Consider the following 13077-nt stretch of genomic DNA (forward strand, 5'->3'; position numbering starts at 1 on the left):
CCCAAACTATAGAAGATCTAGCTAAAAAAGTAGCTTAGATTTAACTTTTTTGTGTCCAAAATATTGACTCAAATCCATTAGGTAAGAATGCTCCATTCTTCTCTATTTACCTATATTTATATTTTTACTAATTTATTATGATATCAACGTTGATTTAAAGTGTTTTTTTACGAAATAAACAAATGGATTTTTTCAGGAATACAAACACAATAAACTGTTCCGTTTTCTTAGTTCACATAATTTGAAGTTGTACTTAAAAAATCTAATCCAGCTGCAAGACGCATTGCATAATCCTGCTCAACCTCTTCGTCAATAACAACAAGGTGATTTTTGGATATTTCATTTAATATAACTTCTTTATCTCTATTGTTAATCTCAAATTTATCCATCTGTAGTAATAACTTCAAAAGATCTAAACTATCCTCAATCTTAGAGTGTAAACTGAATTTTTTAACTGTCTTATCCATCTCTCTATGTGAATTACAGCCTTCCCTTTTTTCTAACCTTTCACAAAAGGTTTTAATATCTTTAATTTCTATAAAGTCTAATCTATCCTCATTAGGTAGAATCTTTAAAGCATCACACGATTTTGGTCTATTAAACTTAAATCCACCATCTCACTTAAAATTAAACCTACATAATCTTAGCTTGATGGATATGTGTTACTACCCCCACTTTTAAAAATAAAAAAGGCAAGCAACCCCAGCTATACGCTAAAATCACTTGCCTCATAAGAATTATTTAGTTATGAAAAGTAGGCTTATAAAACGAACGATTATCAAGCGCAAAGACACGCTCTGTGTATTCACCTGGTTTCGTGCGTCCAAGGGCACGGTCCATCATATTCATCTTCGCATCTAAATTATCGATGTAATGCAGAATTTCTGCTTCTTTTACTAATGGCGGTTTTGGGCTACCCCATTCCGCTTTCCCGTGATGGGATAAGACGATATGCTGAAGAATTAATACTTCTTCTCCTTCGATTTTCAGCTCATCTGCTGCTTTTCCAATTTCGTTTACCATGATGGAAATGTGGCCAAGTAGATTTCCTTCTAATGTATACGTTGTTGAAATCGGACCAGATAATTCAATTACTTTTCCAAGGTCATGTAAAATAACACCTGCATACAGTAAATCTTTATCTAAAGATGGGTATAGCGTAGCAATGGCTTTCGCTAAATCAAGCATCGATACAACGTGATAAGCAAGCCCCGATACAAACTCATGGTGATTTTTCGTTGCTGCTGGATAGTCTAAAAATTCACTTTGATGCTTATTTAATAAGTGTCTTGTGAGACGCTGAATGTTTGGGTTCCTCATTTCAAATATGTACTGTGTAATCTTTTCTACCATATCTTCTTTTTTCACTGGTGCTTTTTCTACAAAGTCTGAGATATCTGTCACTTCATTCGCATTTGCAACGCGAATTTGCTTCACACGAAGTTGAATGCGCCCTTTATAGTTTTGAATATCTCCAGCTACCTTAACAATCGTTTCCGCTACATATTGCTTCTCTACCTCAGGTGATACATCCCATAGCTTCGCTTCAATATCTCCAGTTTGGTCTTGTAAAATGACTGTTAAAAATGGCTTCCCATTACTTGCGATACCTTTTGTCGCTGTCTTAATTAACAAGAAGATATCGACTTGTTCGCCAACTTCATACTCTGCAATTTTCTTTTTCATCCTGATTCCTCCACCAACTTAAGTACTTTTAGTATAGCACATTATACCTTATTTTCTTTACGCTCACGTGTTAATTTTATAATCTGTTTTTCCGTAAATAATGATAATAGATGGGCGTGGCATGTAAAGAAAATCACTTGTCTATCCTTCGCAATTTCTTTTATTAACTGGGTTGTTCGTTTTGTTCGTAGTGCATCAAAATGCACAAAGCTGTCATCAATAATAAATGGATAAGCATGCTCAAACGTCCGCGCTAACGCAAAGCGCAGTGATAAATAGAGCTGTTCCGCTGTCGCTTGACTGAGTTCATGGCTATAAAAACGAATACCATCACTTCGTTCTACAATAAACGGCTCTGTTTCTGATGGTGAAAAAATCTTACTATATTGACCACCTGTTAAATATACAAAATACTCCTCGGCCTTTTGTAAAATGCGCGGCAGCTGCACTTCATGATAGTATTGCTTTGTTTTTGTTAACACTGTTTTTGCCGCTGCATACGCCGCCCACTTCTTCACTTGCTCACGCACTTGGGACTTTTTCATTTCCCATTCATGGAGTAAATCGCCGTACGTACTACCTTCTTCTAAGTTCGCAACATCTACGCGGTGCTCCGCAATACGCTCGGTCAACTCCTTCTCTTGTGAAAGGAAGTCTTGTATATAGAGCGCTTCTTGTTTCAGCTTTCCTTCATACCCTTCCACTTGATAGTGTTCCGCTAATGATAAGCTTGTTAAACGTTTTTCTAACATGTCAATCTGAGGTGATAACCGTTCTACTTGCTTCTCTGCATCTTCATGCTTTTCTGCCCTCTTGCCAGCTTCTAAAAACATTTCTTCATCAGTAGCTGCTGCCATTTCCCAGAGCGCATCTCTTTCTAATGTAAGTTGTTCTACTTGATGCTGTAATAGTGCTTGTTCTTCTTTCCAATCAGCTAGCTTCCCTAAAAGCTGCTCCCTCTTTTGTTTCTTTTCTTTTTCCTTTTGAATACGATTACTGATCATATGAAGATGATCAAAATCTGTATTTTCCATAACGTTTTCTAGTTTATGTTCAAACTGCGAAATCATTTCATATAATATTCCTTTTCGCTCCGCCAGCTTTCCTACCTCACGATATAACTGCTGCATCTTTTCAATGCGTTCAAATGCTGGCAATATATGCGCATATGTATAAAAGTGCGGGAAAGAATAGCGCGCATTATATGTATCGACTTGCTCTCCCATACGAAACGTATCTCGCTCCCATTCTTCATATGCAGAAACACCTTTATCATAGGTTCGTTCTATTTGTTGTAATTTATAAGACTCTCGCTCAAATAATTTACGAATTTCTTCATCTTTTTCTAATTGATAACGAATGGATAGCGCCTCTTCATTTTGCCTTCCACCTGCACTTTGCTGCAGCGAGAGCAGTTCTTCTTGTAAACCATCGGAAGAAGTATCTTTATACAAAACAAGTGCAAGTACAATTAGGACAAAGACGATAACACTTGTAAATAACAACGCACGATTATCTAGAAATATACTTGTCAGCAAAATCACTGTATTAATAGCTAACAAAAGGAAACAAATCGTCTGCCAGCGCTTTTTCTTTTCCTGCGCGATTTTCATTCTTTCTTCATATTTACGCTTCATTCGTTCCACGCCAGTACCCATAAAAACTGTATCTTGAAACGATCTTTCCTTTTCTACAAGCGCCTGTCGCTCTTCATCCGCTAACATCTGCTTTCGGATGTGCCCTACATTCTCTTCCTGTTCTTCTAGTTGCTCTTGCACTACTTTAAAGCGCTCATCTAGCTGCTCTTTCCGTGTTTCTAATGCTCTTGCCTTTTGCACCGTTTGCGTTATCATTTCTTTCGCTGCAAGGCTTGTATCAAATGAAAGCACACTTTCTTTCTCAAAAGTAGCACCAATTTGCTGCTCAAGCTCTTCTATCTCTTCTTTCATATTTCCAATACTTACTATAATATCACGCATTTCTTGACGTGCATTTTCATATGACATATGCTGCATACGAAGTTCTTCTACATAGCTATCCTTTTGCAAGAGCTCTTCTTGTACTTCTACCCCATCCACTTCCGTTTTCATCATTTCCATCCTTTTCTGGATGGAATCCAATTGCACCCCGAGCGGCTCGAGTTTTGCTTTTATCGTTTCATAACGTTCTACTCCTCGAACAGGAAACGGATTCTTCTGTTCTTCTAGCACTTTTTCATATGCATGTTTTTCAATCACAAGAGGTTGCAATGCAGCCAATACTTCATAGTCTTGCTTACGCTTTTCTGCCATCTCTTTTTCATTCCGAATATGGGCAAGACGCCCTTCATTTTCTTTTAACTGCTCCATTAACTTTTCATACGTACCAATCTTCCCTTGCCACGTTTGCAGCTTTTCTTGGAGCTTCTTTATTTCTTGAAGTGACGCATTGATCTCAGGCTTACGACCATTTGGCTTAAAACGCTGCTCCATTTCTTTTTCTAACTTTTTATCTAACTGCAGCAGGGCATCGCTCCCAACTGCACTCGCCGAAAATAAATAATTTCCGATTTCAGCTTCTCCAATATGATGAATATTTTGAAGACCGTGCATATCAAACGAAAAGACAGAATCAAACAGGCTCTCATTCACCCCGCTCAGCACAGTCTGCAAAACTTCTTCTCCAGCTGTTGTTCCATCTTCAAAGTATACTGTTACTTCCCCAGCAGCCGTTTTCGGCAAGCGCTCGATTTGGAGTCTCCCATACTGCTCAGTCATAACAGTCACCCTACCGCCGTACTTCCCGCCTTCTTTCGGCTCATAACGCCTTTGTCCCCTTATTGGGAACCCAAACAAAATACTCTTTATAAACGAACGAATCGTTGATTTTCCTGCTTCATTTTCACCGTACAACACCGTCAGCAATGAAAGATCCATTTCCACATTTTCTAATTTTCCATAACCATAAATATGGAGTTTTTCAATTTTCATTTTTTATCCCTCTCTTGCTGGAATAGTTGCTCTAATATAATATTTTCCGCTTCCTTTTGAATCTCTGCTTTTTCCTCATCTGAAAAGGATTCAATCACATTACGCGCAACTGGAGATGTCCAAATCGTCCTGAGCACCGCATCCATATTCGTAAATGATTCCAATTCTTGCAATACACTACCAACAAAATGATTCTCCTCTTTTAATCGCTGGATTTCTGCAAATGAAACCGTCTCATTCTTCCACTTCATCACATACACAAAATCTCTTCGTTCTTCTCCCGCTGCTAAAATATGAAAAATCTCTTCCACACGTTTTTCATCACGTAAATAAGGAGACAATGGCCCTTGTCCGATGAATACAATTGTCAAAAGAGTTCCTTCCTCTTCCTGACGCCATTCATTCATCACTTCCGTACAAGCTGTCATAAGGTCATCAACTGTTTGCAGTTCATCAATGCTAATTTCCGTCTCTCCCCAAACTACATCCGCCGCACCGAAAAATGAACACACCGTTCCCTGCTCTGTTATCTCAACAAGATACGCCCCCTTCTCTCCTGTTTCCTTCCGGTGGCGTCCTTGTATATTGCCTGGATAAATGATATACGGCTCCTCTGCTAAAATCTCTCGCTTATGTATATGCCCAAGAGCCCAGTAATCAAATCCTTTTTCTTTTAACTCACGAATTTGAAACGGCGCATAGCGATTATGTTCCGCATCGCCTTCCACACTCCCGTGAAGCATGCCAATATGAAAAGGCGCATCGCTCATTTTTGCATACTGCGCCGTCATATTATCCGTTACAGCCTGCTGCAAATAACTAAACCCATAAATAGATGCAAGCAGTTCACCATCTTTATAAAACGGCTTTTCTTCTACATATGGCTCTGCAAACACATGAACATTTTCAGGAAACTCGATTGCTGCCCAGCTTCCCCCTAAATGATCGTGGTTACCATGAATGATATAAACCAGAATCTCATACTGCGAAAGGCGCTTCATCTGCTCCCTCACAAACACTTGCGCCCTAAGACTTCTCGTTTCCGCATCATATAAATCTCCTGCTAGTAATACAAAATCAACGCGCTCTTGAATTGCTTTATCGATAATACGCTCAAACGACTGAAACGTACTTTGCTTCATTCTTTTCCAAACAGATGACGGCACATTCATTTCCATCCCTTTAAACGGACTATCCAAATGCAAATCTGCCGCATGTATAAACTTTACTTGTTTCACAAATAAACGATCCTTTCTTTATCCTATAAAAGTTTCACTCTATTTTACCACGCAATGTCACATATTTCTTTGCATATTCTAGCATTTTATGACAAAATAGTTATAAGATTCTGATTTTAATCTTTGGAGGGAATTTTCATGGGAGTATACGTTCTAACAGTCTTTGAAAAAGATGGTTCCAAAATGCTAGACGAATCATTCGAGGCGGCAACAGAAGCAGAAGCGAAATCAAAAGGAGCATCCATTTTACAAGAAAAGGGATTGCATAAGCACACACATCGCTGCACATCTTCAGCAGGAAAGCTCGTTTTATTCCAGCGCTAAAAAAAGAAGCGTCATCCGCTTCTTTTTCATTCTATATCTTCATCACACCACGTAAATACCACATCTAGAATCCGGTTACCAATACGCACGCGTCTGTTCCACTTTCCAGTTTGAATTTGGCGCGTTAGCTCATCTTTCATCTTTTCCGTCCAGTCGTGAATGGTTCCATTCCCGTCGTACGGATATACATTAGGAAACTCTTCCTGCAGAAGACTCAAGCTCTCTGCATCCAAATGAAAATGGAAATAGTAGTTGGCCGTAAGCGATGGCTCTTGCAATTGTAAAAACGGATCGTCAACTTGCTTTCTATTTCGGTAGAAAGTAAATATATTCACCTTTCCGCTCGTAATTTGGTCAATTTGAATTTCGTGCTTCTCTATAATCACGTCGTGCCCACCTCGTTATATACTACCTTTAGTATATATGTCTTTTGCATCAAAGTTAACCATTTTCACACGAAATTCATTTCCTTCATCTATTTCCCGTACCTCCAAGTAACAATCAGAACACATAAAAAAAACAAATTTGAAGGGGAGCGATTCTATGTATTTCGGTAGCAAAGGTTGGTATGTAAAGGAACTAAAAAAATTAGGTATCCGTACTTATGAAGGTAAAAAACTAGAATCCTATCGTACGCATGTGTTGGCTAGTTTGCTTGAGAGAGTTCAGAAAGAATCGGCTTAATACTAATACAAGAAAGAAGCAACGTTTGTTTTTGCGTTGCTTCTTTTTTATTTTTCATAAAGGCTGTTTTCATATATATTGGAGACACAAAATCTTGAACGCATTAGGAAGTCTTGGTTTTAATCCATTACAAGGCATCATAGTGAGCGACGAAACTTTCTTTCGAGAATCTTTAAAAGGTCATCGTGAAATCGCTCATAGAAAAGACAAAAAAAACAACTTGAATTAGTCCAAATTGTTTTCCCTTAAGAATTGTATAATTTGCCCTTTGTGGTGGTTATCGTGGTCTGTAAATTCCTTAACAATATATATAAGTGAGTAAGGTGCTCCAGTATGTGGACAATGAGTTACACTATTTGCAGTTAATGACTTGTTTAACTTTTCGATTGTAAATTCGTTAAGTTCTCTTATAAGTAGTTCCCTTGTATCTTTTGCTTCTTCAAGAAGTTTTGATTGTGATATTCCTGATTTTGCATAGTCTGATGCCTTTTTATTATGTGTATCAAAATTTGGAAACTCCATTCCCTTTTCATTTTGTACAGATGGGAGGACTTCTTTTAATAGATGATTATCCCAATTCATAATATGGGCTATTATCTCCCTTACAGACCACTTACCTTCGGCTATTGATTTAGACCATAATGTGTCATCAATTTCTTCTAAAGTGCTTAACCAAGATGAATAATAACTAAAATTACTAATTATGTTTTTTACCTCACTCAATTTAATCCCTCTTTTCTAAATTAATTTAATTTAATTTAATATAATTATAACATTAAACTCATAATACACAAACGTATGTTCTTATAAATATTTTCAGTTATAAAACCAACAGCCTTTTATAAAAAAAGAAACAGATGATATGCATTTCGTTAGCAAAGGTTGGTACTTAAAGAAATTAGGTACCCGTTCCGATGCTTCGCCACATGAACCTCGGTAATATCCTTATTCTCTGTCTCCTTATCATAATAATCCTCTCTTTTATAATTCCTATCAAATTGAACTATTCGTCTACTCTCATATTTAAGAATTGCACAAGTTGATCATTTAAATAACTTGTACTATAAGAAAAATCATTTTGATACCATTCAATAATGATGCCAATAATCCCATTCGCTTGGTAGGAACAATAGAGTGAATGGTTAACTCCTTCTTTAAGAAAAGCCTCTTGATCTTGAAGTAACAAACGCTTTATTTCCTCAAACAATAAATAATAGTACATTAATGGAACCTTTTTTGAAAAAACAATTCTGTAGAATGACTTATATTTTTCGATATGATGAAAAACCCGAATGGTAGACGGGTCTAATTTACTCGTTTTCAATACTGATACGTGGCGATAAGGTTCTTGATAAGAACGGACCAAATCCGCTGTAATTTCTTTAAAATATTCCTCGAATAAATCTTCTACTTGTTTATAATGCAAGTAAAATGTACCACGATTTATTTTTGCCTTTCTGCAAATTTCCGAGATTGAGATGACTTCTAGATTTTTTTCATTTAGTAATTCTAACAATGCATTATGTAACGCCTCTTTTGTTTTCACAATCCGCATATCTGTACGCATCTTTTTTCACCTCTTATTGAACACATTTCTAACTATGTGTTAATTATTGAACATTTATCGTTTTTTTGCTCATTGTAAGCGCTCTTTTATATGATTATAATTTTTATTGAACAACTGTTCAATAAAGTGAAACTTTAATCAGTGGGGGGCTTCATTCCCCACTGATTATTAGTCGAACCAATCGGGCTTTTACGGGCAGTTGATCCCCCACCTAACTTCCTTGCTTTCGCTGAATTTTGAGGTGGAGGTCTTACTGCCCGTTAATGCGGGATAAACAGACAAAGGGGGCCGTTTCGAATGAGATTAAAAGGAAAAGTAGCAATTGTCACTGGTGCTGCGTCAGGCATGGGGAAAGCAATCGCAGAAGGTTATGCAAAAGAGGGCGCAAAGGTCGTTGTATCAGACTTAAACTTAGAAGGGGCTCAACATGTAGTACAGGGAATTAAGGCTACAGGTGCAGAGGCCATTGCTGTTCAAACAAACGTTACTTCCGATGAAGATCTACAACGTCTTTTCAATGAAACAAAACAAGCTTATGGGAAATTAGATATTCTTGTTAATAATGCAGGCATCATGGACGGAATGGAGCCTGTTGGTGAAATTTCAGACGAACGCTGGGAGAAGGTTTTCTCCGTTAATACAGTAGCTGTAATGAAAACAATGCGGATTGCAGTGAATCTATTCTTAGAACAAGGACATGGTACGATCGTTAATAATATTTCTGCAGGCGGATTATACGGCGCACGTGCTGGTGCGGCTTACACAGCATCTAAACACGCAGTCGTTGGCCTAACAAAAAACACTGCCTTTATGTATGCGAACAAAAACATCCGTTGTAACGGTATCGCTCCTGGAGCAGTCATGACAAACATTGCTTCTTCAATGACTCATTTGAGCGAATTTGGAGCAAGCCGCCAAGCATTAGGTATGGCAATTAATCCACGTGCCGGACAACCAGAAGAAGTTGCAAGGCTAGCTATCTTCTTAGGCTCAGACGAGGCTAATTTCGTAAACGGACAAGTGATTGCGGTAGACGGCGGTTGGACTTCCTATTAATACACCTATTAGGGGTTACAACCTATAGCTATCAAATTTAGAGAAATGAGTTGATCTGTTTTCTTAACTTGATGGGTATGGTGTTCATTCAGAATACATGTAAAAACGGGTCATAACATGAACTGACCCGTTTTACTCTTTATATCATTATACTCTTCATCAAATTAGTAAGTTTATGTTAAAATCGTAAATCTTCTGCATCACTCAGTTGTTCTGGATGTCTATTTTTCCTTTTTTGAGGAATCATCTTTGGTCACCATATCCTGGTAGGTCGCCCGTTCGTTTCCAATCTTGACATCAGCGATAAAAATCTTCCGTTCTTTTACCGGACTAGGTTTCAGTTCACCGTACTTCGGTTTCCACTGTGGGTGGTAAAGCCCTGTTTTGAGGTAAGGCGTACGCGCACGTGTAGTATAGGCATTAGGACCTTGCACTTCCCATACAACTTTTCCATCCTTCCATATTTGTAGCAATCCGTCGTTCCCTAATGACCACTTTGCATGAATTACCCAAGAAGACCAGATTCCTTTTTGCACCAGTTCGTCCAATGTCTTAGAATCGCGCTCTATATTCGCAGTAGGACCGAATGCGCGTTGTATACTCCATCTGTCACCTTTCACTGCAATAGCCAATTCCGGAAAATCCCGATCCACCCGCTCACTGCCGAGTACAGCATGCCATTGCATGACGATATCGTCGCCACTGCCCTTGTCGAACACCCAATCCTGCGGGATATAAATCCGTGCTGTATACCAACGTTCGTGGAACCCTTCTTCGTATGGCTGTGCAATTTCCGAGCGGAATTGTCCTTGAGAATGCGGAACAACGAACTGCACTGCTTTGTGATCTCCCGTCATGCCTGGCGCATTTACTACATGTACACGCTGCGTGATCGTGTCAATATCTAGGTTGGTGCGGTTTTCCGAGTCGTTGATTGCTATTTTCCATTTTTCTAGCCCAGATTGAAAGATATCTTCTAACATAATAGAATTATTTGTTTCCTTCAACTTAGGCTTCTTTTCTTTTTTGGATATATAGGGTTGAGTCACTGTCTCTTTTCTATTAACCAATACGATACCACCTACAAGTAAACTGACAAATAGGAAAGATATAGCAAGAATTTTTTTCATCTTTCGTTACACTCCATCTGGTTGATGTTTCTTTTGCATTTGATGGCATTAAAATCTCTTAAGTTGAGGGCGATGTATAGTTCCCCTATTATGTAATGCCAACCCATTCCTCTCCTATTATATCGAATTAATCCATCATTAAATGAAACAACAGAATAAATATTGAATGTCCCATAGCAACCATCTCTGGTCATTTCACTTCCTCAACTCACTATATTGCTTATGAATTCTGTTTTCTGGTTTTTTGTCCACCGTATACAACACAATAAGGAATAACCATTCCAAAGGCTTCATGATAAGATAGATAATGTCTGCAGACCATTTTGAATTGATATGCCTGCTGATTGGGTAGCCATACCTGTCATAAAAATTACGGATGGCTTTATGGAAGTTTGGAACATATTGTTCAAGAATATTCTCAAATGCATTAGCAATTAGTAGCTGGCGGTTCACAGGGATTCTTTCTCCACTTCTGATGCCTGCCCTAACTGGCTTGACCAATTTTTTATGCCCTCTAGCAGAGACCGTACACAAATAATGCCCGTCACCCGCCACTATCTCTGGTTTTGGCGCAGGGATATTCGAATAGTTGAAAGAACTTGTTTCAAGGAACACAAGAATAAAGCTATCTGGTCGTTGCCCAAACAGAACCAAAATTAGCTGGATGATAATCAGAACTGGAAACAAGCTTATAGCCCATAGTTTTGACATCTGTTGATAGTTATTACATACCCGGAAGAGAAATAGCATACATTTATTGTTGTACTCAATCTCTTTTTCATGCTGACTAGCAAGAAAATGGTTCAGAGAATCTTTCAAGCTTACGATATATAAAACAAACAACGATAGACAGCTAGTTTGCAGAAGAAAAACCGAATATTCTTCACCATCATTTGAGAAGGCTGTATGAGTGAGATAGGCAACCGCAAATATGATATTCAGTATCATTAATGTACTGCATACCACATAAATAAGCGGAGGAAGATCCCCATAATTAAGGCTTACGATCCAAAAGCTAATCATCCCCAATGTTATTAAGACAATTACTGAAACTATATATTCATTTGCAAGAGAAGCATATCCATTATTCTTAGCACCAGTCCTTTCAAAAATATGCAATTGCTCACCAGCACCCGCTGCCACTCCATTTAGAAAAAAGCCAAGCATGAATAAACAATAAATAACCATGGAGGCAAAAACATCTATTGATTTGATTTTGACTGATTTCTCCTTCGTAAAATTCCGAGACATCCTAAAAAAGGCATACCTAGGAATTGAAATAAATAAGAGCACCTTTATAAAAACAAGCAACTCTCTCCCTCCTCTAATCCATCCAAACACTTTGTTAGTATTTTAACAGTTTACCTTTTGCAAAAAAAACTATCATCTTATTTCTCGCTATTAATAATCCTAAGAACGAGCAAAAATATGAGAATAAATGTTTAATGATAAATAAAACGGACAAAATCCCTTCGCCCCGACCGCTTCTATGCATGGCCAGATGCTCTCGACCACCTCTAAAAAGAAAGGGGTCTTTATCTTTTATCCAACTGGCTCATTCTCTTCTATAAACATTTGAATTTGACAACTATAAGATTCTGTATTAAAGAAATCGTTAAATAACTCCACTTCAATGAAACTTTTAACTTTTAAATTATTTTCTTTTACATATTTAATGATTTTATTTCGACGTTCCTCTTCATTCTCTTTACTATAAGATAACGTTACATACTTTCCCTTTGGTAATATTTTTATATTTTGTTCAGCTTCTATATTAGAATCCCCTTGAAATCTACTAAAAACATATTTTGGTTCTGCATCCCCCTCTGAATTAAAGTTATATATGATTCCTCTTTCCATTGACATTTTCCCCTCTTTATCTTGAATGATTTTCTCTAAGTCTGAATAGTAAAGTAGCTCTTGTAAACTTCCCACTTCTTTACATGGTGCTACAATTACATAGCGCGGTTCAAAGAACTGAATAGATATCTCATCACTATTTAATATATCCTTAGAAGTCTCTACCTTCATATTTAAGCTATCAATGGTTTTGATTACTTCTTGCATTTTCTTTATGTTTTCTTCTGCTTCATATCTTTTTAATTGTAAAAATTGTAGTAATTGATCAGTATCACAGTCCTTAAAAATCTCTTGAAGCTCTACTATACTCGTTCTTAACTCTCTACAGCTTTTTATAATATCTATATGAATAAATTGATCTATAGAATAATACCTATAACCTGTTGTTTCATCAATATATCTTGGAATAAGAATCCCCATTTTGTGATAATATCGTAACGCTTTTATTGTGATGTCCTTTATTTTCGCGACTTCCCCAATAGAAAATAAGTTTTTCACCCTAATCACTTCCTTTATATTTTTCTTATATTATCATTGACTCTCCCCTTAAAGGAGACCTTATG

At 37.4% G+C, this 13077-nt stretch carries 13 protein-coding genes and 1 pseudogene; 4 read left to right on the plus strand and 10 right to left on the minus strand.

All coding sequences use genetic code 11. The annotated features are described in order from the left end of the window. Positions 1–227: 227 nt before the first annotated feature. From JDS96_RS20225 to JDS96_RS20240, 4 genes are all read right to left on the minus strand, one after another. Positions 228–467 carry a hypothetical protein gene (locus JDS96_RS20225; RefSeq protein WP_199667828.1) on the minus strand — a complete coding sequence of 80 codons (240 nt, stop codon included), beginning with the start codon at positions 465–467 and terminating at the stop codon, positions 228–230. A 274-nt stretch (positions 468–741) separates the two neighbouring features. Then, positions 742–1686, minus strand: a complete 945-nt coding sequence (yhaM, locus tag JDS96_RS20230; protein WP_098165804.1) for a 3'-5' exoribonuclease YhaM — start codon at positions 1684–1686, stop codon at positions 742–744. Between the two features lie 41 nt (positions 1687–1727). Further along, positions 1728–4655: an ATP-binding protein gene (locus tag JDS96_RS20235; protein WP_199667829.1), complete on the minus strand. Its 2928-nt coding sequence runs from the start codon at positions 4653–4655 to the stop codon at positions 1728–1730. Next, the gene (locus tag JDS96_RS20240; RefSeq protein WP_199667830.1) at positions 4652–5893 is read right to left on the minus strand and encodes a metallophosphoesterase family protein; all 1242 of its coding nucleotides are present in this window, start codon (positions 5891–5893) and stop codon (positions 4652–4654) included. Before JDS96_RS20240 ends, JDS96_RS20235 begins: the two co-directional genes overlap by 4 nt. 138 nt (positions 5894–6031) lie before the next feature. On the opposite strand from JDS96_RS20240, the gene JDS96_RS20245 reads away from it, so the two are divergent. After that, positions 6032–6217: a YhzD family protein gene (locus tag JDS96_RS20245; protein WP_003195690.1), complete on the plus strand. Its 186-nt coding sequence runs from the start codon at positions 6032–6034 to the stop codon at positions 6215–6217. A 26-nt stretch (positions 6218–6243) separates the two neighbouring features. Here JDS96_RS20245 and JDS96_RS20250 read toward each other — a convergent pair whose 3' ends face one another. Further along, entirely contained in the window at positions 6244–6603 is a 360-nt protein-coding gene (locus JDS96_RS20250) for a hypothetical protein (RefSeq protein ID WP_199667831.1), read from the minus strand. Between the two features lie 157 nt (positions 6604–6760). Here JDS96_RS20250 and JDS96_RS20255 point away from each other — a divergent pair, with 157 nt between their 5' ends. Next, entirely contained in the window at positions 6761–6901 is a 141-nt protein-coding gene (locus JDS96_RS20255; protein WP_018766939.1) for a YflJ family protein, read from the plus strand. A gap of 76 nt (positions 6902–6977) precedes the next feature. Continuing rightward, a pseudogene (locus tag JDS96_RS20260) lies at positions 6978–7115 on the plus strand (IS1595 family transposase); the annotation flags it as partial. 11 nt (positions 7116–7126) lie between these two features. Here JDS96_RS20260 and JDS96_RS20265 read toward each other — a convergent pair. Both JDS96_RS20265 and JDS96_RS20270 read right to left on the minus strand, forming a co-directional pair. Then, a complete protein-coding gene (locus tag JDS96_RS20265) occupies positions 7127–7624 on the minus strand; it encodes a DinB family protein (RefSeq protein WP_199667832.1) in 498 nt (165 codons plus the stop codon). Positions 7625–7904: 280 nt separating this feature from the next. Next, positions 7905–8468 carry a TetR/AcrR family transcriptional regulator gene (locus JDS96_RS20270; RefSeq protein ID WP_199667833.1) on the minus strand — a complete coding sequence of 188 codons (564 nt, stop codon included), beginning with the start codon at positions 8466–8468 and terminating at the stop codon, positions 7905–7907. A gap of 297 nt (positions 8469–8765) precedes the next feature. Between JDS96_RS20270 and JDS96_RS20275 the strand changes: the two genes are divergently transcribed. Continuing rightward, positions 8766–9524, plus strand: coding sequence for an SDR family oxidoreductase (locus JDS96_RS20275; protein ID WP_199667834.1), 759 nt, complete (start codon positions 8766–8768; stop codon positions 9522–9524). 221 nt (positions 9525–9745) lie between these two features. Here JDS96_RS20275 and JDS96_RS20280 read toward each other — a convergent pair whose 3' ends face one another. From JDS96_RS20280 to JDS96_RS20290, 3 genes are all read right to left on the minus strand, one after another. Continuing rightward, the gene (locus JDS96_RS20280) at positions 9746–10654 is read right to left on the minus strand and encodes a polysaccharide lyase family 20 protein (protein ID WP_199667835.1); all 909 of its coding nucleotides are present in this window, start codon (positions 10652–10654) and stop codon (positions 9746–9748) included. 195 nt (positions 10655–10849) lie between these two features. Continuing rightward, positions 10850–11965, minus strand: a complete 1116-nt coding sequence (locus tag JDS96_RS20285; protein WP_199667836.1) for a DUF6688 domain-containing protein — start codon at positions 11963–11965, stop codon at positions 10850–10852. A 231-nt stretch (positions 11966–12196) separates the two neighbouring features. After that, positions 12197–13012 (minus strand): MerR family transcriptional regulator, encoded by an 816-nt coding sequence (locus JDS96_RS20290; protein WP_199667837.1) that lies wholly within the window; start codon positions 13010–13012, stop codon positions 12197–12199. Between the last annotated feature and the right edge of the window lie 65 nt (positions 13013–13077).

Origin of the sequence: Bacillus cereus group sp. N21 (genome assembly GCF_016483395.1) — a bacterium.
GTDB classification, from domain to species: Bacteria; Bacillota; Bacilli; order Bacillales; family Bacillaceae_G; genus Bacillus_A; species Bacillus_A pseudomycoides.